The organism is Mycobacterium sp. (assembly GCF_051006775.1).
Classification (GTDB): domain Bacteria; phylum Actinomycetota; class Actinomycetes; order Mycobacteriales; family Mycobacteriaceae; genus Mycobacterium.
This window is the reverse complement of sequence record NZ_JBPCSX010000103.1, coordinates 1-24,673: the sequence shown is the minus strand read 5'-3', so window position 1 is coordinate 24,673 and position 24,673 is coordinate 1. Positions and strand designations below refer to the sequence as shown.

Annotated in this window: 21 protein-coding genes, 4 tRNA genes, 1 pseudogene and 1 riboswitch; of the genes and pseudogenes, 10 read left to right on the top strand and 16 right to left on the bottom strand. The window is 66.8% G+C overall.

Annotation, left to right across the window (positions count from 1 at the left end):
• The first annotated feature begins 1 nt into the window (after window position 1).
• Both ACR2JI_RS07700 and ACR2JI_RS07695 read left to right on the top strand, forming a co-directional pair.
• Window positions 2-280, top strand: coding sequence for a MoaD/ThiS family protein (locus ACR2JI_RS07700; RefSeq protein WP_526389485.1), 279 nt, complete (start codon window positions 2-4; stop codon window positions 278-280).
• Between the two features lie 249 nt (window positions 281-529).
• Window positions 530-705: riboswitch (cyclic di-AMP (ydaO/yuaA leader) on the top strand.
• 46 nt (window positions 706-751) lie between these two features.
• Window positions 752-1,894 carry a transglycosylase family protein gene (locus tag ACR2JI_RS07695; protein WP_526389484.1) on the top strand — a complete coding sequence of 381 codons (1,143 nt, stop codon included), beginning with the start codon at window positions 752-754 and terminating at the stop codon, window positions 1,892-1,894.
• 3 nt (window positions 1,895-1,897) lie between these two features.
• Here the strand turns inward: ACR2JI_RS07695 and ACR2JI_RS07690 are convergent, their stop codons facing one another.
• From ACR2JI_RS07690 to ACR2JI_RS07675, 4 genes are read right to left on the bottom strand one after another with little or no spacing between them, the layout of a single operon-like run.
• Window positions 1,898-2,323, bottom strand: coding sequence for a molybdenum cofactor biosynthesis protein MoaE (locus tag ACR2JI_RS07690; RefSeq protein ID WP_526389483.1), 426 nt, complete (start codon window positions 2,321-2,323; stop codon window positions 1,898-1,900).
• Window positions 2,320-2,799: a MogA/MoaB family molybdenum cofactor biosynthesis protein gene (locus ACR2JI_RS07685; protein WP_526389513.1), complete on the bottom strand. Its 480-nt coding sequence runs from the start codon at window positions 2,797-2,799 to the stop codon at window positions 2,320-2,322. The genes ACR2JI_RS07690 and ACR2JI_RS07685 overlap by 4 nt, the downstream gene beginning before the upstream one ends.
• Window positions 2,800-2,813: 14 nt before the next feature.
• A complete protein-coding gene (moaC, locus tag ACR2JI_RS07680; protein ID WP_526389512.1) occupies window positions 2,814-3,314 on the bottom strand; it encodes a cyclic pyranopterin monophosphate synthase MoaC in 501 nt (166 codons plus the stop codon).
• A complete protein-coding gene (locus ACR2JI_RS07675; protein ID WP_526389482.1) occupies window positions 3,311-3,499 on the bottom strand; it encodes a hypothetical protein in 189 nt (62 codons plus the stop codon). Before ACR2JI_RS07675 ends, moaC begins: the two co-directional genes overlap by 4 nt.
• Before the next feature lie 64 nt (window positions 3,500-3,563).
• Here ACR2JI_RS07675 and ACR2JI_RS07670 point away from each other — a divergent pair, with 64 nt between their 5' ends.
• Both ACR2JI_RS07670 and ACR2JI_RS07665 read left to right on the top strand, forming a co-directional pair.
• On the top strand, window positions 3,564-5,798 hold the full coding sequence (locus tag ACR2JI_RS07670; protein ID WP_526389481.1) for a helicase-associated domain-containing protein: 2,235 nt from the start codon (window positions 3,564-3,566) through the stop codon (window positions 5,796-5,798).
• Window positions 5,799-5,836: 38 nt separating this feature from the next.
• Window positions 5,837-7,498 carry a DNA repair helicase XPB gene (locus tag ACR2JI_RS07665; RefSeq protein WP_526389480.1) on the top strand — a complete coding sequence of 554 codons (1,662 nt, stop codon included), beginning with the start codon at window positions 5,837-5,839 and terminating at the stop codon, window positions 7,496-7,498.
• 1 nt (window position 7,499) lies between these two features.
• Here ACR2JI_RS07665 and ACR2JI_RS07660 read toward each other — a convergent pair whose 3' ends face one another.
• From ACR2JI_RS07660 to ACR2JI_RS07650, 3 genes are all read right to left on the bottom strand, one after another.
• Window positions 7,500-8,495 carry an LLM class F420-dependent oxidoreductase gene (locus ACR2JI_RS07660; RefSeq protein ID WP_526389479.1) on the bottom strand — a complete coding sequence of 332 codons (996 nt, stop codon included), beginning with the start codon at window positions 8,493-8,495 and terminating at the stop codon, window positions 7,500-7,502.
• 84 nt (window positions 8,496-8,579) lie between these two features.
• A complete protein-coding gene (locus tag ACR2JI_RS07655; protein WP_526389478.1) occupies window positions 8,580-10,727 on the bottom strand; it encodes a 3-hydroxyacyl-CoA dehydrogenase NAD-binding domain-containing protein in 2,148 nt (715 codons plus the stop codon).
• Between the two features lie 19 nt (window positions 10,728-10,746).
• Window positions 10,747-11,958: an acetyl-CoA C-acetyltransferase gene (locus ACR2JI_RS07650; RefSeq protein ID WP_526389477.1), complete on the bottom strand. Its 1,212-nt coding sequence runs from the start codon at window positions 11,956-11,958 to the stop codon at window positions 10,747-10,749.
• A gap of 210 nt (window positions 11,959-12,168) precedes the next feature.
• On the opposite strand from ACR2JI_RS07650, the gene ACR2JI_RS07645 reads away from it, so the two are divergent.
• A complete protein-coding gene (locus ACR2JI_RS07645; protein WP_526389476.1) occupies window positions 12,169-13,338 on the top strand; it encodes a pyridoxal phosphate-dependent aminotransferase in 1,170 nt (389 codons plus the stop codon).
• Here the strand turns inward: ACR2JI_RS07645 and ACR2JI_RS07640 are convergent.
• From ACR2JI_RS07640 to fabG, 5 genes are read right to left on the bottom strand one after another with little or no spacing between them, the layout of a single operon-like run.
• Entirely contained in the window at window positions 13,335-13,778 is a 444-nt protein-coding gene (locus tag ACR2JI_RS07640; RefSeq protein ID WP_526389475.1) for an SRPBCC family protein, read from the bottom strand. The two genes, ACR2JI_RS07645 and ACR2JI_RS07640, sit on opposite strands and share 4 nt — an antisense overlap.
• 28 nt (window positions 13,779-13,806) lie before the next feature.
• Window positions 13,807-14,847, bottom strand: a complete 1,041-nt coding sequence (locus ACR2JI_RS07635; protein WP_526389474.1) for a TIGR03857 family LLM class F420-dependent oxidoreductase — start codon at window positions 14,845-14,847, stop codon at window positions 13,807-13,809.
• A gap of 9 nt (window positions 14,848-14,856) precedes the next feature.
• Window positions 14,857-16,050 carry an acyl-CoA dehydrogenase family protein gene (locus ACR2JI_RS07630; protein WP_526389473.1) on the bottom strand — a complete coding sequence of 398 codons (1,194 nt, stop codon included), beginning with the start codon at window positions 16,048-16,050 and terminating at the stop codon, window positions 14,857-14,859.
• Window positions 16,050-17,237 carry a thiolase family protein gene (locus tag ACR2JI_RS07625; protein WP_526389472.1) on the bottom strand — a complete coding sequence of 396 codons (1,188 nt, stop codon included), beginning with the start codon at window positions 17,235-17,237 and terminating at the stop codon, window positions 16,050-16,052. The genes ACR2JI_RS07630 and ACR2JI_RS07625 overlap by 1 nt, the downstream gene beginning before the upstream one ends.
• Window positions 17,238-17,291: 54 nt before the next feature.
• Window positions 17,292-18,032 (bottom strand): 3-oxoacyl-ACP reductase FabG, encoded by a 741-nt coding sequence (fabG, locus tag ACR2JI_RS07620; protein WP_526389471.1) that lies wholly within the window; start codon window positions 18,030-18,032, stop codon window positions 17,292-17,294.
• A 78-nt stretch (window positions 18,033-18,110) separates the two neighbouring features.
• Here fabG and ACR2JI_RS07615 point away from each other — a divergent pair.
• A pseudogene (locus tag ACR2JI_RS07615) lies at window positions 18,111-19,277 on the top strand (acyl-CoA dehydrogenase family protein).
• A gap of 26 nt (window positions 19,278-19,303) precedes the next feature.
• Here ACR2JI_RS07615 and ACR2JI_RS07610 read toward each other — a convergent pair.
• From ACR2JI_RS07610 to ACR2JI_RS07600, 3 genes are all read right to left on the bottom strand, one after another.
• A tRNA-Phe gene (locus tag ACR2JI_RS07610) sits at window positions 19,304-19,377 on the bottom strand.
• A 47-nt stretch (window positions 19,378-19,424) separates the two neighbouring features.
• Window positions 19,425-19,498, bottom strand: a tRNA-Asp gene (locus ACR2JI_RS07605).
• A gap of 33 nt (window positions 19,499-19,531) precedes the next feature.
• Window positions 19,532-19,604: transfer RNA gene (locus ACR2JI_RS07600), tRNA-Glu, on the bottom strand.
• Window positions 19,605-19,726: 122 nt separating this feature from the next.
• On the opposite strand from ACR2JI_RS07600, the gene ACR2JI_RS07595 reads away from it, so the two are divergent.
• A tRNA-Lys gene (locus ACR2JI_RS07595) sits at window positions 19,727-19,799 on the top strand.
• Between the two features lie 29 nt (window positions 19,800-19,828).
• Here ACR2JI_RS07595 and ACR2JI_RS07590 read toward each other — a convergent pair.
• Entirely contained in the window at window positions 19,829-20,269 is a 441-nt protein-coding gene (locus tag ACR2JI_RS07590) for a hypothetical protein (protein WP_526389470.1), read from the bottom strand.
• A gap of 163 nt (window positions 20,270-20,432) precedes the next feature.
• Between ACR2JI_RS07590 and ACR2JI_RS07585 the strand changes: the two genes are divergently transcribed.
• From ACR2JI_RS07585 to ACR2JI_RS07575, 3 genes are all read left to right on the top strand, one after another.
• Window positions 20,433-21,428, top strand: a complete 996-nt coding sequence (locus tag ACR2JI_RS07585; protein WP_526389469.1) for an acyl-ACP desaturase — start codon at window positions 20,433-20,435, stop codon at window positions 21,426-21,428.
• A gap of 11 nt (window positions 21,429-21,439) precedes the next feature.
• Window positions 21,440-22,603: a tRNA dihydrouridine synthase DusB gene (gene dusB / locus ACR2JI_RS07580; RefSeq protein WP_526389511.1), complete on the top strand. Its 1,164-nt coding sequence runs from the start codon at window positions 21,440-21,442 to the stop codon at window positions 22,601-22,603.
• Between the two features lie 153 nt (window positions 22,604-22,756).
• Window positions 22,757-24,673: LCP family protein (locus ACR2JI_RS07575; protein WP_526389468.1), on the top strand; the 1,917-nt coding region annotated here is incomplete at its 3' end.

Below are 24,673 nucleotides of genomic sequence, written 5' to 3'. Positions count from 1 at the left end.
TGTGACCGATGTCTCCACCAGGAACGCCGGCGTTCGGGTGAGCGTCAGATTCTTTGCTGCTGCACAGGCGGCGGCCGGAACCGACAGCGGAGTCCTGACGCTGCGACCGGGGGCGACGGTCGCCGACGCGATCAGCGAACTCTGTGGTCAGAGTGACGAATTGGCACTTGTGTTGCAGAAGTGTTCATTTCTGTGCGACGGCGTCGCCGTCCGCGATCAGACCACTGTGCTGCGCACCGATCAGACTCTGGATGTCCTGCCGCCGTTTGCCGGCGGCTGAGCGTGATTTAAGTCACATCACACTCAGATCACGGCGTGGCCACAGGACGATCACGCCGTCTTCCTACCTGCCTCAACGCTGGTTTCCCATGCGGGTTTAGAGATTGATTATTATTTGCCAGCTGGGAAAACTCCCGATTTCCGAAAAGCTGCCGGGTCCGCGAACAGCCATTACCGTTCTAGGCGGTTCGCCGGCACGCTGCGGCGGACCCTCTCCGCTTCACTCGCCGAGCTCCATCCACCGGAGCGGAGGGAACGACGACCACATTCGGATGGAGGCGGGGGACCCACCGGTCCACCGATTCAGGACCAGGAGCCGCTCGCGGCCCTTGGGGTGAAGCCGGCCCTTCTCTGGAAGCGGCCGGCCGGGCAGCCTCTCCCGCCCGAACCCGACAGCTGACCTCGCAGGCGTATCACCGAGAGGAACGACCTAATGGGCCGGCACAGTAAACCGTCAACTTCGTCCGCGAGTGTGGCCAAGATCGCCATCACCGGCGCGGTCCTCGGCGGCGGCGCCGTAGGCATGGCCGCGCAGGCTCAGGCCGCGCCCGACCACGAGTGGGACGTCGTCGCCCGCTGCGAGTCCAGTGGCAACTGGGCCATCAATACCGGTAACGGCTACCAGGGCGGGCTGCAGTTCGCCCCCAGCACCTGGCTGGGCTACGGCGGCGGCCAGTTTGCGTCGGCCGCCAACCACGCCACCCGCGAGCAGCAGATCGCCATCGCCGAGAAGGTCCTCGCCGGACAGGGCAGGGGCGCCTGGCCGGTCTGCGGCCGCGGGCTCTCCGGCCCGACCCCGCGCAATGTGGTGTCACCGGCGCCGGAGCAGACGGCCGTTCCGGCCGACACCGAGGCGCCGGCCGTGGCGCTGGACAATCCGGCTCCCGAGGCCACCGGGCAGGACGCTCCCGAGGAACTGATCCTCGTGGAGGTGGCTCCCCAAGATTTGGCTACCCAGGATGCGGCTCCCCAGGACGGCATCCCCGGACTCCAGGAACTGCCGGCCGACAACCCGGTGATCGACATCATCACCGTTGACGGCGATGCCGGCAGCGCCGCGGATGACATCGTCATCACCCCGGGCCCCGGCGTCATCGCCATCGACACCGCCGTTCCCGCCGACGGCCCCCAGGACGTTGTCGTGGTGGTCGAAGCGAACCGCTTGGCTCCGGCGCCGCAGTCCCCCGTTGACCCGACGGTGCCGCCGGCGCCTCCGAGCACCGTGGTTGCGACCGACCCGGCCACAGGCACCACCGCATCCGCGACGACCGCGTCCACCACGGGCACCGCGACCGATGGTTCGGCGACCGCGGTGGCCTCGGGCCAGACCGGTGTCCCGCATCTGCCGAGCCCCGATAATCCGCCGCCGGGCACCAGCGACGATCCCGTGGCGGGCACCGACAGCCCGAACGTGTCCTACCTCAAGGACCTCTGGCACGCGGTGCAGAACCAGGAGATCAGTCGCAGTGACCTGCTGCTGGCCTTGGCGCAGCGCTCCTTCACCTCGCCGGTTCCCGGTGGCGACGCTCCCGGCGCCCTGCCCGGGCCCGCCGATGGTTCGGCGCCGCTGCTGATCCCGGTGACCGCACCCGCCCCCGACGCGGCCGCCGAATAGCCGCTAGGCGGAGTTCACCCACTCGTCGGTTCCATCGGCGAAGAACTGGTGCTTCCACACCGGTAGGCGGTCCTTGATGGTGTCCACCAGTCGGGCGCAGGTCTCGAAGGCGGCCCTGCGGTGGTCGGCGGCAACCGCCACCACCAACGCGGCGTCCCCGAGTTCCAGCGGTCCCACCCGATGGCTGGCCGCCATCGCCCGCACCCCGGACACCGACCCGGCGACTTCGGCCAGCACCTCGAACAACGTCTCGGCCGCCGACGGGTGAGCGGAGTACTCCAGCCGCAGCACATCCCTGCCGCCGTCATGGTTGCGCACCACACCGGAGAAGCCGACCACCGCGCCGGCCTCCACCGAGGCCACGAGTTCCTCATGGTCGGTCAACGAGATCACCTCATCGGTGACGGCGGCCCGCAGGATGCGCGTCATCGCCGGTGGTCTCCACCGGCAAGCTGATCCAGCGCATGACCGAGGACCCCATCGAGCACGGCCAGTCCGTCCCGCACGCCGCCGGGTGATCCGGGCAGGTTGACCACCAGGGTCCGGCCGGCCACACCGCACACCCCGCGGGACAGGATCGCGGTGGGCACCTTCGGCAGCCCGCAGCGACGGATCGCGTCGGCCAGCCCGGGGATCTGATAGTCGAGGACAGCGAGGGTGGCTTCCGGGGTGGCGTCGGTCGGCGAGATTCCGGTGCCGCCGGAGGTGATGATCACGTCGACCCGCGCTGTGATCGCGGCCCGCAGCGCCTCGGTCACCGCGTCCCCGTCGGGAACCACCACCGGACCGGAGACCGCGAAACCACGCTCGCTCAGCCACTCCGCGATGATCGGTCCGGTGCGGTCCTCGTACACGCCGTTCGCCGCCCGCGTGGATGCGATCACCACACGGCCCGAGCGGGTCACGGCGCCGCCGGATGTCACGGGGGCGTCCAGACGCCCGACTTGCCGCCCTCCTTGCGCACCAGCCGGACATCGTCGATGCGGGCGGCAGGGTCGACCGCCTTGATCATGTCGTAGACGGTCAGGGCGGCCACCGAGGCAGCGGTCAGCGCTTCCATCTCCACCCCGGTGCGGTCGGTGGTGCGCGCCGAAACCGTCAGCTCAACAGCCGATTCGGTAATGCGGAAGTCCACGTCGACGCCGCTGAGTGCGATCTGGTGGCAGAGCGGAATCAGATCCGAGGTTCGTTTGGCCGCAAGAATTCCGGCCACCCGGGCGGTGGCGAGGGCATCCCCTTTGGGCAGACCGCCGGAGGTGATGAGTCCGACCACCTCGGCGGTGGTGTGCACGGTGGCACGAGCGGTCGCGCTGCGCGCCGTCGCCGTCTTGCCGCTGACATCGACCATGCGTGCCGCGCCCTCGTCATCAAGGTGCGAGAGGCGCTGCGGTCCCCTGCCGGACCCGCTGCTCACCGCTATCGGTTGATGACGGTGACCGGGTGGATATAGGGCAGATCGGTGGCGGGCACCGGGAAGGAGATCGACCCGAACGGCGACAGCGCACCCGCGCGGTCGGCGGCGAGTTCACTGACCGGGTGATCCTGCGGATTGCGCGTAGGCCAGCCGTTGTCGATGTACCGGTGCTTCTGGATTTCGGTTCCCACGTCAACATTCTGACACTTGTCGGGCGAACTCGCGCCAATGGCCGCTGAATTAGGCTTACCGGTGATGAGCGTGCCCCTGGGCTCCTGGCTGGCGGATCTGCCCGACGAGGGGCTGATCCGTCTGTTGGAGTTGCGGCCGGACCTGGGCCAGCCCGCCCCGGGCAGCATGCCGGCCCTGGCCGCCCGTGCGATCTCCCGGCAGTCGGTCAAAGTGGCCGCCGACGATCTGGACTTCCTCCGCCTTGCCACCCTCGACGTTCTGATGACGCTGGGCGCCGACGATACGGCCGTGCCGGTGGCCGAGGTGCTCACCCGACTCGGGGGCGCCCCCGCCGACGCTGTCCAGGCCGCGCTCGCCGACCTGCGGGCCCGGGCACTGGTGTGGGGTGAGGCCGAGGTCCAGGTCGCCGCCGAGACCAGCGCCGCACTGCCGTGGTTTCCCGGTCAGGCCGTCGACGTCTCCGGCCGATCCGCCGCCGACATCACCGCGGCGATCGAGGCACTCGACGGCGGTGCCCGCGATCTCCTCGGCCGGCTCAAGTCCGGCTCCCCGGTGGGTCGCACCCGTGACGCCGCCGCGGGGACTCCGGCGGACCGTCCGGTGCAACGACTGCTTGCCGCCGGACTGCTGCGCCGGATCGACGACGAGACGGTGATTCTGCCCCGCGATATCGGGCAGGTGCTGCGCGGCGAGGAGCCCGGTCCGGCCGACCTCACCCCGCCCGACCCCGTGGTGTCGAAGGCCACGGCCAAAGTCTGCGACGCCTCAGCCGCCGGGGCAGCGCTGGAACTGCTGCGCGAGGTCGAGGTGATACTCGAAAGTCTCTCGGCCACACCGGTTCCGGAACTTCGCACCGGCGGCCTCGGGGTGCGCGAGTCGCGCCGGCTGGCCAAGACCACCGGCATCGACGAACAGCGCCTCGGCCTGGTCCTGGAACTGATCGCGGCAGCAGGACTGATCGCCAGCGGGGTGCCCGATCCCGCTCCGGCCGATGACGCCCCGGCGTACTGGGCTCCGACAGTGGCCGCCGATCGCTTTCTTGAGGCGCCCACCGCCAATCGCTGGTTCCAGCTGGCCAGCACCTGGCTTGACCTGCCGTCACGGCCCGGGTTGATCGGCGAGCGCGGACCGGATGGGAAAAATTATGCGGCACTGTCGGATTCGCTGTACTCCACCGCCGCCCCACTGGACCGCCGGCTACTGCTGGGTCTGATGTCGGAGCTGCCGACCGGCGCGGGAGTCGACGCCCAGAGCGCCTCCCGGGCGCTGATCTGGCGCCGTCCCCGCTGGGCGGCGCGACTGCAGCCCGGACCGGTGGCACATCTGCTCGACGAGGGGCATGCGGTGGGCCTGACCGGCCGGGGTGCGCTGAGCGGCCCGGCACGCATCCTGCTCAGCGACGGCGGTGAGGCCGCCATCGCGGCGATGGCCAAGACGCTGCCCGAACCGATCGACTACTTCCTGGTGCAGGCCGACCTCACAGTGGTGGTGCCGGGGCCACTCAAGCGAGATCTCGCCGACGAGCTTGCCGCGGTGGCCGCGGTGGAGTCAGCCGGTGCAGCCATGGTGTACCGGGTCAGTGAGCAATCGGTACGTCACGCTCTCGATACCGGACGGACTGCCGAAGCGCTACAGAAATTCTTCCAGACGAATTCCAAAACATCTGTGCCGCAAGGGTTGACGTATCTGATCAATGATGTAGCCCGCCGGCATGGACAGCTGCGGGTGGGCATGGCGTCCGCATTCCTGCGGTGTGACGATCCCACCCTGCTTGCGCATGCGGTGGCCTCCCCGGCGTTGTGCAATCTCGACGTACGCCTCCTGGCGCCCACAGTGGCGATCTCCCAGGCGCCCATCGCCGAAGTGCTGACCGCACTGCGGGAGTCCGGCTTCGCCCCCGCCGCCGAGGATTCCTCCGGCGCCATCGTGGACCTGCGTCGGCGTGGAGCACGTGTGCCGGCTGTCCTGCCACTGCGGCGGCTCTACCGGTCAGCACCCAAGCCCAACCCGGAGACGCTGGCGGCGGTGGTCTCGATGCTGCGCCGCGTTCGGGACGCCCCACTGGGCGGCGCCCGCATCGACCCGACCGTGGCGATCGCCCTCCTGCAGCAGGCCGCCGTGAACGGCAGGGACGTTCTGATGGGATACGTCGACGCCGCCGGGGTGTCGACCCAGCGGGTGCTCACCCCGATATCGGTTCACGGGGGGCATCTGATGGCATTCGACCCGGCACAGGGCCGGATCCGCGAGTTCGCCGTTCATCGCGTCACCTCGGTGATGGCCGCCCACGACGACTGACCCGCGGAGGTGTCGGTCACTTCAAATAGGGTGGGGTGATGACCGAGGGCCCGCTGATCGTCCAATCCGACAAGACGGTGCTGCTCGAGGTCGATCACGAACAGGCAGGCGCCGCGCGTGCGGCCATCGCGCCGTTCGCCGAACTGGAGCGTGCGCCCGAGCACATCCACACCTACCGCATCACTCCGCTCGCACTGTGGAACGCGCGCGCCGCCGGACACGACGCCGAGCAGGTGGTCGACGCGCTGGTCAGCTTCTCCCGCTACGCGGTACCACAGCCGCTGCTGGTCGACATCGTCGACACCATGGCCCGCTACGGCCGGCTGCAACTGGTCAAACATCCCGCCCACGGCCTCATGCTGATCAGTTTGGACCGCGCGGTCCTCGAGGAGGTGCTGCGCAACAAGAAGATCAGCCCGATGCTCGGTGCGCGGATCGACGACGACACCGTGGCGGTTCACCCGAGTGAGCGCGGCCGGGTCAAGCAGATGCTGCTCAAGATCGGCTGGCCCGCCGAAGATCTGGCCGGCTACGTCGATGGCGAAGCACATCCGATCAGCCTTGAGCAGGACGGCTGGGAGTTACGGGACTACCAGCAGATGGCGGCCGACTCATTCTGGGCCGGCGGCTCGGGCGTGGTGGTGCTGCCGTGCGGCGCCGGAAAGACCATCGTCGGTGCGGCCGCCATGGCCAGGGCCGGGGCCACGACGCTTATCCTGGTGACCAACACCGTGGCCGGTCGGCAGTGGAAGCGTGAGCTGATCGCGCGAACCTCGTTGACCGAGGCCGAGATCGGCGAATACTCCGGCGAACGCAAGGAGATCCGTCCGGTCACCATCGCCACCTATCAGGTGATCACGCGACGCACCAAGGGCGAGTACCGGCACCTGGAGTTGTTCGACAGCCGCGACTGGGGCCTGATCATCTACGACGAGGTGCACCTGCTGCCCGCACCCGTGTTCCGGATGACCGCCGATCTGCAGTCACGTCGGCGTCTCGGCCTCACCGCCACCCTGATCCGCGAGGACGGCCGGGAGGGCGATGTCTTCAGCCTGATCGGTCCGAAGCGGTACGACGCGCCGTGGAAGGACATCGAGGCCCAGGGCTGGATAGCCCCCGCCGAGTGCATCGAGGTGCGGGTGACCATGACCGACAACGAGCGGATGCAGTACGCGGTCGCCGAACCGGAGGAGCGCTACAAGCTGTGCTCGACAGCGCATTCGAAGATCGCGGTGGTGAAGTCGATTCTGGCCCGCCATCCCGACGAGCCCACCCTGGTGATCGGCGCCTATCTCGACCAGCTCGACGAATTGGGCGCTGAGCTCGACGCCCCGGTGATCCAGGGATCGACGAAGAACGCCGAACGTGAGGCGCTCTTCGATGCTTTCCGCCGGGGCGAGGTCAAGACTCTGGTCGTATCCAAGGTTGCCAACTTCTCCATTGACCTGCCGGAAGCCTCTCTGGCCGTGCAGGTTTCGGGCACCTTCGGCTCACGCCAGGAGGAGGCTCAGCGGCTGGGCCGGCTGCTGCGCCCCAAGCACGACGGCGGCGGCGCGGTGTTCTACTCGGTGGTCTCCCGGGACAGCCTCGACGCCGACTATGCGGCGCACCGGCAGCGGTTCCTGGCCGAACAGGGCTACGGCTACATCATCACCGACGCCGACGATCTGCTGGGCCCGGCGATCGAGGGCTCGGACTGAATCAGTTCCCCGCCAAGGCCGGGATGACCTCGCGCTCGAAGAGTTCGATACCGGAGCGGTCGTAGGCCGCCTCGGGGAAATAGCAGATGACGTACTCGCAGCCCAGATCCCGCAGCCTGGTCATCCGCTCGATCACCCGCGCGACAGTGCCGGTGGCCGAGCCCGCGTTGTCATTCATCGCCATCATGGCGTCAGCGGCGTCGTCCCCGCACGCACCGGCGAGCCGGTTGCGGACAGTCGAGCAGCGCTTGGCGAAGTCTGCCTCCGACGATCCCACGATCGCGTTGACGTTCGCCGAACGTACGATCGCTGCGAAGTCGGTGTCCACATCGCGGCAGTGAGCGGCCAGTATCTCCGACTTGTGGGCGAACTCCTCGGGGTCGGCGCTGAAGTTGGTGTACTGGGCGTACTTAGCGGCGATCTTGAGGGTCACCTTCTCGCCGCCGCCGGCGATCCACAGCGGAATACCCTCGGGCTGAAGGGGTTTCGGCGCGACGATGGCACCATCGACCTGGTAATGCTTACCCGCGAAGCTGACCCGGCCGTCACGCCAGGCATTGCGCATGATCTGCACACCCTCGTCGAGCCGGGCCAGCCGTTCCCCTGCGGACGGGAAGCCGTACCCATAGGCGCGCCACTCATGCTCGTACCAGCCACCGCCGATCCCCATCTGCACCCGGCCACCGGAGATGATGTCGGTGGTGGCGGCGACCTTGGCCAGATACGCCGGATTGCGGTAACTCATGGCCGTGCACATCTGACCGAGTTTGATCCGCGAGGTGGTGGCCGCGAAGGCCGCCATCAGTGTCCAGGCCTCATGGGTGGCCTCGTCGGTCGGCACCGGCACGGTGTGGAAGTGGTCGTAGACCCACAGCGAATCCCACGGACCGCGGTCGGCGTGCAGGGCGAGATCGCGCATCACCTGCCAGTGGTCTTCGACTGGAACACCGACGAGATCGAGTCGCCAGCCCTGCGGGATGAACAGTCCAAAGCGCATGCCGGAGACTCTACGGCCTGCCCCGGGCAGGCGAAAACCCCCGGAACACCGAACAGTTCCAGGGGTTTTCGCTGATGCCGCGCGCTACTTGAGCAGCGATGCCGGCGGATTGAAGCGGTCGCCGTAGCGCGCCGCCAACTCCTTGGCCCGGGCCACGAACGCTGCCCTGCCACCGGGGTATCCGGCGACGAACTGCGCCGCGCCACCGGTCCACGGCGGGAAACCGATCCCCATGATCGAGCCGATGTTGGCATCAGCCGTCGTGGTTATCACACCCTCGTCGAAGCACTTCTGAGTCTCCAGCGCCTCGGCGAAGAGCATCCGGTCGATCATGTCCTGAAGCGGCGGCTGCGACGAGCCCGACTTGAACTCCTCGCGGAGTCCGGGCCACAGCTGGGTCCGCTTGCCGTCGACATACTCGTAGAAACCGGCGCCGGAGAGCCGCGAGGGCCGGCCGAGCGCGATCATCTTCTCCACGACCGCCTCCGCCGGGTGCCCTACGTAGGTGCCGCCGGCGTCCTCGACGCCCTTGCGGCTGGCGACGGCGATCTTGTGCATCAGCTCCATGTTCAGCTCATCGGAGAGTTGCAGCGGCGGGGCCGGGTAACCGGCTTGGGACCCGGCATGCTCGATCGATGCCGGTTCCACACCCTCGCCGAGCATCGCCAGCGCCTCGTTGATGAAGGTGCCGATGACCCGGCTGGTGTAGAAGCCACGGCTGTCGTTGACCACGATCGGGGTCTTGCCGATGGCCAGTGTGTAGTCGAACACCCGGGCCAGCGCCTCGTCGGAGGTCTTCTCGCCCTTGATGATCTCCACCAGCGGCATCTTGTCCACCGGGGAGAAGAAGTGGATCCCGATGAAGTCCTCCTGGCGCTTGACCCCGGTGGCCAGACCGGTGATCGGCATGGTGGAGGTGTTGGAACCCAGAATGGCGTTGGGCTCGACGATGTCCTCGATCTCCTGAAACACCTTGTGCTTGAGTTCCTGGTTCTCGAAGACCGCCTCGATCACGAAATCCACACCGGCGAAGTCCTTGGCGTCTGCGGTCGGATGAATCCGGCCGAGCAGCGTCTTGGACTTCTCCTCGGTTGTCCGGCCGCGCTCGAGCGCCTTGGCTTCCAACTTCTCGGAGTAGTTCTTGCCCTTGTTGGCAGCCTCGATGGTGACGTCCTTGAGCACCACGTCGAAACCGGCCTTCGCCGAGACATAGGCGATACCGGCGCCCATCATGCCCGCGCCCAGCACGCCGATCTTGGTGATCGGGGTCTTGCCGATGCCCTCGGGTCGCGATCCACCCGCGTTGATGGCCTGCATATCGAAGAAGAACGCCTGGATCATGTTCTTCGCGACGTGGCCGGTGGCCAGCTCGGTGAAGTAGCGGCTCTCGATGCGGCTGGCGGTGTCGAAGTCCACCTGCGCACCCTCGACCGCGGCGGCCAGGATGGCCCGCGGTGCGGGCATGTTCGCACCCTTGAGCTGAGTGCGCAGCAGTGAGGGGAACGACGGCAGGATGGCCGCCAGCGCCGGGCTGGACGGAGTGCCGCCGGGCATCTTGTAGCCCTTGGCATCCCACGGCTGGACTGTGCCCTCCGGATGCTCAAGAACTTCAGCCTTGATCCACGCCTTGGCGGCGGGCACGACTTCCTCGGCGGAACCGACGAGCTCGTCGACCAGACCGGCGTCCTTGGCCTTCTTCGGGTTGAACCGGGTGCCCTGGGAGAGCACGTTGACGAATGCGTTCTGGATACCAAGCATCCGGACGGTGCGGGTCACCCCGCCGCCACCGGGCAGTAGACCCAGGGTCGCCTCCGGCAATCCGATCTGGCTGCCCTTGACGTCGGCGGCGATCCGCCGGTGACAGGCCAGTGCGATCTCCAGTCCACCACCGAGGGCGGCGCCGTTGATCGCCGCGACCACCGGCACGCCCAGGGTCTCCAGCGCGCGCAGGTCACGCTTGACGTTCTCGACGGTGGTGAATGCCTCACCGGCATCCTCCGGTGTGATCGCAATGATGCCCTTGAGGTCACCGCCCGCGAAGAAGGTCTTCTTACCCGAGGTGATAACCACACCGGTGATCGAATCCTTCTCGGCCGCCAGACGCTCGACCGCCTTGTGCATCGACTCCTGGTAGTGCTCATTCATCACATTGGCCGAACCGGTCGGATCGTCCATGGTGAGGGTGACGATGCCGTCGGCATCCTTATCCCATTTGATCGTGTTCTCTGCCATGGTTTTTCGCAGCCTCTCTCTAGACTCGCTCGATGATGGTGGCCACGCCCATGCCGCCGCCAATGCACAGCGTGATCAGCGCGCGCTTGGCGCCGCGCCGCTCGAGCTCGTCGACCATGGTGCCGGTGATCATCGCGCCGGTTGCGCCCAGCGGGTGGCCCATCGCGATGGCGCCGCCGTTGACGTTCAGCTTCTCGCTGGGGATGTCCAGATCCTTCTGGAACTTCAGCACCACCGAGGCGAATGCCTCATTGAGCTCCCACAGGTCGATATCGTCGACGGTCAGACCGGCCCGGTCCAGCGCCTTGCGGGCCGCCGGGGTGGGGCCGACGAGCATGATGGTCGGATCGGCGCCGCTGGTGGCGGTCGCGACGATGCGTGCACGCGGGGTCAGACCGTTGGCCTTACCGGCCTTCTCGCTGCCGACGAGCACCAGGGCCGCGCCGTCGACGATGCCGGAGCTGTTGCCACCGGTGTGGACGTGATTGATCTTCTCCACCCAGTGGTACTTCTGCATGGCCACATCGTCGAAGCCGGCCATCGCGGCCAGGGCCTCGAAGGCGGGCTTGAGATTGGTCAGGCTCTCCATGGTGGTGCCCGGCCGCATGTGCTCGTCGTGATCGAGGATCAGCAGACCGTTCTGATCGCGCACCGGCACGATCGACTTGGCGAAGTAACCGCCGGACCAGGCATCCGCCGCCCGCTGCTGAGACTGCAGCGCGTAGGCGTCGACGTCCTCGCGGGAGAAGCCCTCCAGGGTGGCGATCAGATCCGCACCGATTCCCTGCGGAACGATGTAGGCGTCGTAGTTGGTTGCGGGGTCCGACATCATGGCGCCTCCGTCGGAGCCCATCGGCACCCGGCTCATCGACTCCACGCCGCCGGCGTAGACCAGATCGTCCCAGCCCGACCGCACCTTCTGGGCAGCGGTGTTGACCGCCTCGAGACCGGATGCGCAGAACCGGTTCAGCTGGACGCCACCGACGGTGTCGGGCATACCGGCGGCGATGACCGCGGTACGGGCGATATCGCCGCCCTGGTCACCGACGGGCGAGACGCAGCCCAGGATGACGTCGCTGATCATGTTCTCGTCGAGGTTGGGGTGGCGGGAGCGCATCTCATCGATCAGACCGGTGATCAGATTGAGGGGCTTGACCTCGGTGAGGGAACCGTTACGCCCCTTGCCACGCGGGGTGCGGATGGCCTCGTAGATGAAGGCTTCTTCGGACATGGTGAATTCCTCTTCAGTTCAAGGATTGGGTGACGTTACCGGCACTGCTCAGCAGCCTAGTCGGCCGACGGGATCGCCCCACAAACGCCCCGGCCAACCTGTTGGTAGGGAGCTTCGGGGCCGGCGCCCCCCGCCCAACGTGAAGCCATTTTCACCGTCGGCCACCGGTGTGAAGACAACTTCACAGTGGACGGCATTTACGCTGCGGCCATGACGGTTCAGCGGCTGCGGCCCTTCAGCGTCAACGTCTTCGCCAGGATGTCGGCGCTGGCCGCTTCCCTCGGTGCGGTGAACCTCGGTCAGGGCTTCCCCGATGAGGACGGCCCGCCGGCCATGCTGGAAGCGGCTCGCCAGGCGATCTCCGACGGCATCAACCAGTACCCACCCGGGCCCGGCATCGCCGAGCTGCGGGAGGCGATCGCTGCGCAGCGCCGTCGGCGTTACGGCCAGGAGTTCGATCCGGACACCGAGGTGCTGGTCACCGTCGGCGCCAGTGAGGCGATCGCAGCCGCGGTGATTGGTCTGGTTGAGCCCGGCTCCGAGGTGATCGTCATCGAGCCGCACTTCGACACCTACGCGCCCAATATCGCGATGGCGGGTGCGCATCGGGTTTCGGTGCCGCTGGTGCCACACGGTCGCGGGTTCGCCCTCGATCCGGATGCGGTGCGGGCCGCCATCACTCCCCGGACCCGGGCGATGATCGTGAACTCCCCGCACAACCCGACCGGATTGGTGCATTCCGATGCCGAGTGCCACGCGCTGGCCGAGATCGCCGTCGAGGCCGATCTGCTGGTGATCTCCGACGAGGTCTACGAGCGGTTGGTCTTCGACGGCGGTGTGCATCGGCCGCTGGCCTCCTACCCGGGTATGGCTGATCGGACAGTCACCATCTCCAGTGCGGCCAAGATGTTCAACTGCACCGGCTGGAAGATCGGCTGGGCCTGTGGCGCAGCGGAATTGGTGGCCGGAGTCCGGGCGGCCAAGCAATACCTCAGCTATGTCGGCGGAGCGCCGTTTCAGCCGGCGGTGGCCTACGCGCTCAACCATGAGGACGCGTGGGTGGACGGGCTGCGCGATTCGCTCCAGGCCAAGCGCGACAAGCTGAGCGCGGCGCTGGCCGATCTGGGCTTCGAGGTGCAGGCCAGTTCGGGCACCTATTTCCTCTGTGTCGATCCACGTCCGCTGGGTTTCGATGACGGCACCGCATTCTGCGAGGAGTTGCCGCAGCGGGCCGGAGTCGCGGCGATCCCGATGTCGGCGTTCTGCGACCCGACCCGCACGTCAGACGCATGGAAACACCTGGTGCGCTTCGCGTTCTGCAAACGTGACGCGACGCTCGATGAGGCGATCAAGCGCCTCGGCGTGCTGCGGGGTTGCTAGCCGCTCTTCTTGATCTTGAGCACCTGCTTGCGCAGGCCGTTGGTCGCGGTGTCCATCGCGCCCCTGATGACCTGCTTGACGATGAACCCGGGAAGCGGAATCGAGGGATCAAGTACGAGATCGAAGCGCACCTTGGTCTTATCGCCCTGCGGCGTCAGCGTGTAGGTGGCCTCCTGGGACCGCATCTGACCGGCTTTGATCAGCGTCCAGCCCGCGGTGTCTTCGCCCCAGTGGTACTCCACGGTCTGCTCGTCGGTGATACCGGCGGCTTTGACCTTCATCTTCACCAGCTTGGGACGCCCGTCGGGAAACGTCTCGAGCACCTCTGCGCTCTGGTACTGCGACGACCAGCTCGGCGCGGAGTCCACGTCAGCGATGACCGCGAAGATCTCCGCCGGGGACGCTTCGATGAGGACTTCCCGTGAATCTTTGACAGCCATATCGCGACCCTAGCGAGACGGCCGATCCCTACGGCACCATTTCGCGGTACTTCGCGATCACCGGTTCCAACTCGTCCGGGGTCGCGCCGTGCATGATCACCGCGTCGGCACCGTAGTCGAACTCCTGGCGGATCCGTTCTACACACTGTGCGGATGAACCGGTGGCAGCCGGCTCCAGCCACTCCCGCGGAATCAGGGTTGCGATGTGCTCGATCTGCGCGGGCGTTCCCCTGTGGTCGATGCCGCCGCCGATCGACTGCACTACCGAATCCGCCTGGAAGCGCCGCAGCACCGCCGGATCCCAGTCATTGGTGCTCACCATGAGGTCGCCGTACCCCTGCAGGTAGGTGGCCAGCCGCGCGACTGTCTTCTTCAGCCTGAGTTCCTCAGACAGGTGATCGCCGACGGTGGCGAAGCAGGACCACACCCGAACACTGTCGGGGTCGCGACCGGCTCGCTCGGCGGCGTCCTTGACGGTGCGGACGCAGCGTTGCACGGTTTCCGGCGTGAAGTAGGTGTGCAGAATGACGTCATCGAAGAGTTCGCCGCCCAGCGCCAGCGTCTTGGGACCGAAGGCCACCAACGCCAGCCGGATGTCTTCGTTGAAGTCAGGGTCCAGGACCATCACCGGGTAGCGCCCCATCGGACCGTCGTGCCCGATGATCACCTCGCCCTGCCAGAGTCTGCGCATCACCCGGGCGAAGTCGGCCATCTGGGCGGTGGTCACCTTGGGCACCCCGAATGCGGAGTAGATGGCACCGATACCGCGGCCGATCCCCAACGTGAACCGGCCACCCGACAGCCGATGCATGGTGGTGGCCCAGGATGCGGTGATCAGCGGATGGCGGGTGTTGTGATTGGTTGCCGCCGTGGCGATCTGCATCCTGGTGGTGACCGCGCACGCCGCGCCACTCAGCGATGACGCCTCCTTGATGTTCCAGCGCTCGGAGATGAACGCGGTGCCCAGGCCGAGTTCCTCACCGCGGCGGGCTTCGTCCATCAGCGTCGCGGGACCTTCCCCGCCGGCACCGGCCAGCAGGTAGTAGCCAAGTTCGTCCAGAACCCGCATGGGCGTACCTCAGATCTTGTACTGGTCCAGTAGTCGCTTGCTGATGATGGTCTTCTGAATCTCGCTGGTGCCTTCGCCGATCAGCAGGAAGGGCGCGTCGCGCATCAGGCGTTCGATTTCGTACTCCTTGGAGTATCCGTACCCACCGTGGATTCGGAAGCTGGCCTGGGTGACCTCGGAGCAGAATTCACTGGCCAGATATTTGGCCATCCCGGCCTCCAGATCGTTGCGCTGGCCGGAATCCTTGAGCCGGGCGGCGTTGACCATCATCAGGTGTGCCGCTTCGACTTTGGTGGCCATCTCGGCCAGCGAGAAGGCGATCGCCTGGTGCTCAGCGATCGGCTTGCCGAAGGTGGACCGCTGCTGGGCGTAGCGCACCGCGAGTTCGAATGCACGAATCGCCACACCGCAGGCCCGGGCGGCGACGTTGACGCGCCCGACCTCGACTCCGTCCATCATCTGTCCGAAGCCCCGGCCCCCAACTCCGCCCAGTATGTCGCGGGCGCCGGCGACATAGCCGTCGAAGATCAACTCGGTGGTGTCGATGCCCTTATAGCCGAGCTTGTCGAGCTTTCCGGGGATGGTCAGCCCCGGGGCGACTTCGCCGAAGCCGGTGGGCTTCTCGATCAGGAACGCGGTGAGATTCTGATGCGGTCTGTCCGCCCCCTCGTCGGTGCGCACCAGGGTGGCGACCAATGTCGAGCTGCCGCCGTTGGTCAGCCACATCTTCTGACCGGTGATGGTGTAGTCCCCATCGGGATTGCGCACGGCGCGGGTGCGGATCGCCGCGACGTCGGAGCCCAGTTCGGGCTCGGACATCGAGAACGCTCCCCGGGTCTCGCCGGTGGCCATCCGGGGCAGGAATCGCTGCTTCTGCTCATCGGTACCGTGCTGGCGGATCATGTGGGCGACGATGAAGTGGGTGTTGATCACACCGGAGACGCTCATCCAACCGCGCGCGAGCTCCTCGGCGCACAGCGCGTAGGTCAGCAGCGACTCCCCCAATCCGCCGTACTCGACGGGGATCATCAGCCCGAACAGACCCATCTGTTTCATCTGCTCGACGATGTCGTGCGGGTAGGCGTCGGCGTGCTCGAGTTCCTGAGCGTTGGGGATGATCTCTTTGTCGACGAATTGTCTTACGGTGGCGATGATTTCAGTCTGAACCTCGGTGAGCCCCAGAGTCTGCGCCAACCGCGTCATCAGCTCACCCGCTCGAAAATGGCCGCCAGACCCTGACCGCCGCCGATGCACATGGTTTCCAGACCATAGCGCGCGTCGCGGCGGTGCAGTTCGCGGGCCAGTGTGGCCAGCATGCGACCGCCGGTGGCGCCGACCGGATGCCCCAGCGAGATCCCGGAGCCATGGATATTGGTGCGCTCGCGATCGGCGTCGGTGAAACCCCACTCCCGCATGACTGCCAGGGCCTGCGCGGCGAAGGCCTCGTTGAGTTCGATGACGTCCATGTCCCTCAGCGACAGCCCGGCCTTGCGCAGTGCGGCCGCTGTGGCCGGGACCGGTCCGATGCCCATGATCTTCGGCTCGACTCCGGCCCGGCCCCACGCGACCAGTCGCACCAGCGGGGTCAATCCCAGTTCGGCTGCCCTCTCCGGGGTGGTGACTATGCATATCGAGGCGGCGTCGTTCTGCCCACTGGAGTTGCCGGCCGTGACGGTGGAATCCGGATCACTCTGGGCAAGAACGGGTTTGAGCTTGGCAAGGGATTCGATGCTGGTGTCCGCACGCGGGTGTTCATCGGTGTCGATTCCCTGAACTGGCACGATTTCCTCGGCGAGAATGCCGGCACGCTGCGCAGCGACCGCCCGATGATGGGACCGCACGGCAAGTTCGTCCTGCTCTGCCCTGGAGATCCCGTACTGGCGGCGAAGGTTCTCGGCGGTCTCAAGCATTCCGCCCGGCACTGGATAGTTCCGGCCACCGGCCGTCACCCGGCCGCGAGTCAGGCCGTCGTGCATCCGTACGCCGCGCGAACCGGCGCCCCAGCGCATATCGGTGGAATAGAACGCCGCATTGCTCATGCTCTCCGCGCCACCGGCGATGACCAGATCATCGTCGCCGGCCGCCACCGCCATGGCGGCCTGGATCACCGCCTGCAGGCCGGATCCGCAGCGCCGGTCGACCTGCATGCCGCCGACGGTCACCGGCAGTCCGGCGTCGAGGGCGACCACGCGCCCCAGTGCGGGCGCCTCGGGGTTTGGATAGCAGTGACCCAGGATGACGTCGTCAACGGCGTCGGCGGGAAGACCGGTTCGCTCCAGCAGTCCGGTCAGCGCGGCGACGGCGAGATCGACCACACTGACCGACCTGAACATGCCGCCATAGCGGCCGATCGGGGTACGAACCGGTTCGCAGATCACCGCGCTAGACATCTCGGCCACTCCTCCTCATCGCTTCGCTCTGGATCGTCGCGGCTGGGCGAGCCATCAGAGGTGCCGACCGCCGGTGACTTCCAGAACGGTGCCGGTCATATAGGAGGACAGGTCCGAGGCGAGGAACAGTGCGACGCCGGCGACTTCGGAGGGTTCCCCGGCGCGGCCCATCGGGACTTCGGCGACCTTGGAGTCCCAGATCCGTTGCGGCATAGCCTCAGTCATCGCCGAACGGATCAGACCGGGCTGGATCGCATTGATCCGAACCCCGAGGTGCGCGACTTCCTTGGCAGCGGCCTTGGTCATCCCGACGATGCCGGCTTTGGCGGCCGAATAGTTCGTCTGGCCGATCAGCCCGACCTTGCCGGAGATCGAGGACATGTTGATGATCGCGCCGCTGCCCTGCTCCCGCATGACGGCCGCCGCAGCGCGGGTGCCGTTCCACGTCCCCTTGAGGTGCACGGCGATCACCTCGTCGAACTGATCCTCGGTCATCTTGCGCATCGTGGCGTCGCGAGTGATGCCGGCATTGTTCACCATGATGTCGAGGCCGCCGAACTGCTCGAGGGCAGCGGCGACGAGGGCGTCGACGTCGGCCGCGGACGTGACATCGCAGCGCACCGCCCGGGCTACTTCCGTCCCGCCGAGACCGGCGGCGGCGGCCCTGGTGGCCTCCAGGTTGAGATCGCCGAGAACGACTCGCGCGCCTTCGGCGATGAAGGTCTCCGCGATGGCAAGCCCCAGGCCCTGAGCGCCCCCGGTGATCACAGCGGTCCGTCCGGTCAGTAACCCCATCCGATCACCCTCCTGCTCTCGCCCCCGATGATCGGGCCCAATGATCGGACCCAGTGGCCGATCGTATTGGATGCACCCATGTCCTCTGCGCCTGCGGTCAGTGACGACGACTTCCGGGAGATCCTGGCCCAGACCCGCCGATTCGTGCGCTCCGCGGTGGTGCCCCGGGAGACCGAGATCGCAGATGGCGATCGCGTTCCCGACGACATTCGCGAACAGGCCAAGACCATGGGCTTGTTCGGCTACGCGATCCCGGCGGAGTGGGGCGGGCTGGGACTGGACATCGTTCAGGACGTCGAACTCGCGCTGGAACTCGGATACACCTCGCTGGCGGTGCGGTCGATGTTCGGCACCAACAACGGCATCGCCGGGCAGGTACTGGTCGGGTTCGGCACCGACGGCCAGAAGGCCCGCTGGCTGGAGGCGATGGCCACCGGTGAGGTGGTCGCATCCTTCGCGCTCACCGAGCCGGGGGCGGGTTCCAACCCGTCGGGGCTGCGGACCAAGGCCGTCCGAGATGGCGACGACTGGGTGATATCCGGGCAGAAGCGTTGGATCACCAACGCCCCGTCGGCGCATCTCTTCGTGGTCTTCGCCAGAACCCGGCCCGCCGATGACGACGGCGCCGGCATCGCGGTGTTCCTGGTGCCTGCCGACGCACCCGGTGTCGAGGTCGGCGTCAAGGACGCCAAGATGGGCCAGGAGGGCGCCTGGACCTCCGATGTCTACTTCACCGATGTCCGGGTTGGCCATGATGCGCTCATCGGCGGGAGTGAGGACATCGGTTATCGGGCCGCCCTGACCTCATTGGCCCGGGGCCGCATTCATATCGCCGCACTCGCCGTCGGTGCCGCACAGCGGGCCCTGGACGAGTCGGTCGCGTTCGCGGCGTCGGCCACCCAGGGCGGTGTGGGAATCGGGGGTTTCCAACTGGTGCAGGCGATGCTGGCGGATCAGGAGATCGGGGTATCGGCCGGCCGCGCTCTGGTGCGCGACGCGGCGCAGAAGTGGCTCAGCGGTGCGGACCGCCGGATCGCGCCGTCGGTGGCCAAGGTGTTCTGCACCGAGATGGCGGGCACTGTCGCCGACCTCGCCGTCCAGATTCACGGGGGTACCGGCTAGATGCGGGGTGTGCCCGTCGAGCGGATCTACCGCGATGTGCGACTGCTGCGACTCTACGAGGGGACCAGCGAGATTCAGCGGCTGATCATCGGTGGTGGACTGATGAAGGCTGCCCGGGGCTGAGTGCCAACCCGGCACGACTTTGGTTGTGGCCAGGGCCGGGATCGAACCGGCGACCTTCCGCTTTTCAGGCGGACGCTCGTACCAACTGAGCTACCTGGCCGGAAGGCACACCGTCGCATGAAACAACGAGGTGCCTCGCCGCAATTGCGACCCTGACGGGACTCGAACCCGCGACCTCCGCCGTGACAGGGCGGCGCGCTAACCGACTGCGCCACAGGGCCTTACCGCTTCACTCCACGTTGCCGCGTCGTGCGTACCCCCTACGGGATTCGAACCCGCGCTACCGCCTTGAAAGGGCGGCGTCCTAGGCCGCTAGACGAAGGGGGCCTGAGCCGAATCTCCGGGGAACTCACAATCGCTGCAAGCTTGGAGCTTTCACAGCTTAGGGCACGCCTGCGGCAATCCCCAAACCAGACCAAACCCGACCGATTCAGTATCGTGTGCGGAGCGCCCCTATAGCTCAGTCGGTAGAGCTACGGACTTTTAATCCGCAGGTCCCAGGTTCGAGCCCTGGTGGGGGCACAAAAGTCCGGCACCAAGCGGGGCGGTACTCAGCCGGCCGCGGCCTCTCCTGCTGCGGCCTCCTGCGCGGCCTGTGCGGCCTCCTGCTCCTCCTGTGCCTGCTGCACGGCCGCGTCATAAGCGGTCTTGCCATCCGTGCTGCCATGGGAGTTACCCGGGACCCCCGGCAGGGCGAAGTAATAGTTGCAGTTCAGGCTGAGTAGCACCTTGCCGCCGGGGTTGTTGCCGCTGGAGTCGAGGAAGCTGGCATTATGCGACCCGGTGACCATGCAGGCCCCGGTCGGCAGGAAGCTGCCCACCTTGGTCGCGATGATCGGCGTCTGGCCGGCCTGGCTGATCGCGGTGGCCGCGTCGTTGTAGGTCTGCCCCTTGTATTCGTCTATCGCAGCGGCCGAGCCGGACCCGAACAACGCGAACAATGCGGCCGCGCCGCCGGCGGCGGCCACACTGCGGGCCAAGGTCCTCTTCACCGCGCCTACCTTCCACATACCAGGGATGTCGCCGACAACGATACCGCTGTTAACAGACCCCCGCAGCGCCTGCTCGACATGCCGCCAGCAGGGCGGAACTTGAATGTCACCGCCAGACACAGATATATTGGTGCAACCACGAGGCACAGCTATCGGAGGACCCATGTCCCAAGACCTGCCCAACGTCGACCTGCTGCGAGAGCTTGAACCCGTCGCGGAGAAGCTGATCAACCGGCACCTGTCGATGTTCAAAGACTGGACTCCGCACGACTACGTCCCCTGGAAAGAGGGCAGTAACTACTTCGCGCTCGGCGGCCAGGACTGGCATCCGGATCAGGCCAAGCTCTCCGAGGTGGCACGGGTCGCCATGGTTCAGAACCTGCTGACCGAGGACAACCTGCCGGCCTATCACCGCGAGATCGCGATGAACTTCTCGATGGACGGGCCGTGGGGTTACTGGGTGAACCGGTGGACCGCTGAGGAGAACCGGCACGGCATCTCGATTCGCGACTACCTGGTGGTGACCCGCAACTGCGACCCGGTCGAGCTCGAGGAGCTGCGGCTGGAGCAAATGACCCGCGGCTTCTCCCCGGGCCAGAACCAGCAGGGCGATCTGTTCGCCGAGAACCTGTTCGACTCGGTGATGTACGTCAGCTTCCAGGAGCTGGCCACCCGCGTCTCACATCGCAACACCGGCAAAGCGTGCAATGACCCTGTCGCAGAACAACTGCTGGCGAGGATCTCCCACGACGAGAACCTGCACATGATCTTCTACCGCGACGTCAGCGCGGCGGGGTTGGATATCGCCCCGAACATGGCGATCAAGTCGGTGCACCGGATCCTGAAGAACTTCAAGATGCCGGGCTACACCGTTCCGGACTTCCGACGCAAGGCCGTCATCATCGCGATGGGTGGCGTCTACGACCCACGCATCCACCTCGACGATGTCGTCATGCCGGTGCTCAAGAAGTGGCGGATCTTCGAGCGCGAGGACTTCACCGGCGAGGGCGCCCGACTGCGCGACGAGCTGGCCGTGCTGATCACCGAACTCGAGGAGACCTGCGACAAGTTCGACGAGGCCAAGGCCCGCAAGCTCGAGCGCGACGCGAAGCTGGCCGACAAGCGCGCCGGAAAAGCCCTGGCCGGAGCGGCCTCATAGGGTCCACGCTCATCAACTCAGCCACGCACGCGCCTGCGACCGGGCTGCGGATCGGGTCACTGACCCTCCGCAGCCCGGTTGTCTTGGCGCCCATGGCCGGGGTGACCAACGTCGCGTTCCGCACCCTGTGCCGAGAGCTCGAGCTCGCCCGGGCCGGCACGGTCAGCGGGCTTTACGTCTGCGAGATGGTCACCGCGCGAGCCCTGGTCGAACGGCATCCGGTCACCATGCACATGACGACCTTCGGCGCGTCCGAACAGCCGCGATCGCTGCAGCTTTTTACCGTCGACCCGGCCACCACGTACGACGCGGCGAAGATGATCGTCGAGGAGAACCTGGCCGACCACATCGACATGAACTTCGGCTGCCCGGTGCCCAAGGTGACCCGTCGCGGCGGCGGGGCCGCTCTGCCCTACAAACGAAAGCTGTTCGGCCAGATCGTATCTGCGGCGGTGCGCGCCACCGAGGGCACCAACGTCCCGGTGACGGTGAAATACCGGATCGGCATCGACGACGCCCACCACACCCACCTCGAGGCCGGCCGGATCGCCGAGCAGGAGGGCGCGGCCGCCGTGGCATTGCACGCCCGCACCGCGGCCCAACGGTATTCCGGTACCGCCGACTGGAGTCAGATCACCCGGCTCAAGGAGACCGTGACAACCATCCCGGTGCTGGGTAACGGAGACATCTTCGAGGCAGCGGACGCACTGGCGATGATGGCCGCCACCGGATGCGACGGCGTGGTCATCGGGCGCGGTTGCCTGGGCCGGCCCTGGCTGTTCGCGGAACTCTCGGCGGCGTTCAACGACACCCCCGCCGTCACACCGCCCACCCTGGGCGAGGTGACCGACATCATCCGCCGGCACGGTGCGCTGCTGACCGATCACTTCGGCGAGGACAAGGCCATGCGGGACATCCGCAAGCATGTCGCCTGGTACCTGCACGGGTTCCCGGCCGGATCCGACCTGCGCCGCGCCCTCGCCCTGGTGAGGACCCAGGACGAACTGGACAGCCTGCTGACCCAACTGGACCGTGACGTGCCCTTTCCCCGGGCCGGTGAGGGCCCCCGGGGACGCCAGGGCTCCGCGGCCTCGGTCTCGCTGCCGGAGGGGTGGCTGGAGGATCCCGATGACGCCACTGTGCCGGTGGGCGCCGAGTCGGCATCCGGCGGCTGAATCCGGGCCTACCCTGCTCTCAGGTTGGGTTAGTACCATAAGTTCCCTGATAGCGGGCCGACGGTCCGTACGGTGCCGATAGACAAGCACCACCGTGTGTGGCGCATCGACGCGCTCCCGAGACTTCACTGAGTCGGAGGCTTGTTCTGGACCATGTCTGACAGTGACGGTGGTGACCCGCGGCCGGCCTCAGGCCCGTCGCGGGATGGCGCGCGCTCCCGGCGGTCCGGCAGCCACAGCGAAGGCGTGGCTGCCGCCGAACTGATCGCAAAGCTCACCGGTAGCCAACAGATCAATCCGGTAACCCGCCGCAGCGCTGATGCCGCGCGAGTCGAGGACTCCGACGTCACCACACCCATCACTGTCCCCGGCGGCTCGGAGATTCCCGATCTGGCGGCACTGGCCCGCAACCGGGTGCCCCTGGCCGCCGATCGCGATCCCATTCCCACCATGGGCGCAGCCAAACCGCACCGGCACTCGGCCGCCATTGCCGCCAGGGTGGTCGCGGCGCTCATCGCAGTCTGCGCGCTGGCGCTGACCGGCGCCGCGTGGCAGTGGCAGAGCGCGAAGAACAAACTGCTGAACACCATTGTCGCGCTGGATCCCAATTCCGCCGATATCCGCGATCCGAACGCCCAACTCGGCGACGAGAACTTCCTGATCGTCGGCGTTGACAGCAGGATCGGCGCCAACGGGGAAATGGGTGCCGGAGATACCACCCTCGCTCAGGGCGCACGCTCCGACACCATCATGTTGGTCAATATCCCCGCCAGCCGCAAAAGGGTTGTGGCGGTGTCATTTCCACGCGACCTGGCGATCACCCCGATGAGGTGTCAGGCCTGGGATGCCGAGACCGGTAAGTACGGCCCGGTGTATGACAGGGAAACCGGCGAGTGGAGCGACAACGAGCGACTCACCGGCACCAAGCTGAACTCGGCATACGCCTTCGGTGGACCCAAGTGCCTTGTGAAGGTGATCCAAAGGATGTCCGGTTTGGCGATCAACCGTTTCATGGCTATCGATTTCGCCGGATTCGCGACGATGGTCGACGCCCTCGGTGGCGTCGAGGTGTGCAGCACCACTGCGCTTGAGGATGCGGAACTCGGGACCGTGCTACCGACGTCCGGACGACAGAAGGTCGATGGCGCCACAGCGCTGAACTATGTTCGCGCTCGCTCGGTGACCACCGAGGGCAACGGCGATTACGGCCGGATCAAACGTCAGCAGCTGTTCCTCTCGTCGCTGCTGCGCTCACTGATCTCCACCGAGACGCTGTTCGACCTCGGCAAGCTCAACGATGTTGTCAACATGTTCATCAATGACAGCTATGTCGACAACGTCAAGACTCGCGACCTGGTCGGGCTGGGACAGTCGTTGCAGGGGATGAGCGCCGGCCGGATCACCTTCGTGACACTGCCCACCACCGGATACCCGGACTCCGAGGGCAACGAGGTGCCCGAAACCGAGGACATTCGGGCGCTGTTCGACGCCGTGATCGACGATAAGCCCCTGCCGGGCGAGAACGATCGCAACGAGACGCTCAGCCCGCTGACCGCCGAGACGATGAGCACAGAGATCCCCGTCACCATCACACCCACTCCGACTGCGCAGGAGGAGTCGTCTACGGCGACTGAGACGACCATCACCGAAGCGCTCAAGGCGGTCGCGGCCGACCCGCGCGATGTCACCGTGCAGGTTGCCGACCCCACCGAGCAGAGCGGCCTGGCCACCACCGCCAGCAGTGAATTCGAGTTGTACGGGTTCGACGTTCTCCAACCAGACACCTACTCGGACTGGAGCTCGGTGACCGCGACGACCGTGTTCTATTCGCTGGGCAACGAGCAGGCCGCTGCGACGGTGGCCGCGACGATTCCCGGCGCCGCGATCGAACGGATCAGCGGTCTGGGCGAGACGGTCCAGGTGGTTCTCGGCTCGGACTTCACCGCGGTGACCTACCCGCAGGCCAGCGGAACAGCGCTCACGATGTCGGTCACCCACGCCGGCAGCAGCACCCCCACCAAGCTTCCCACCGACCTGACCGTCACAAACGGCGCGGACGTCAGCTGCGAG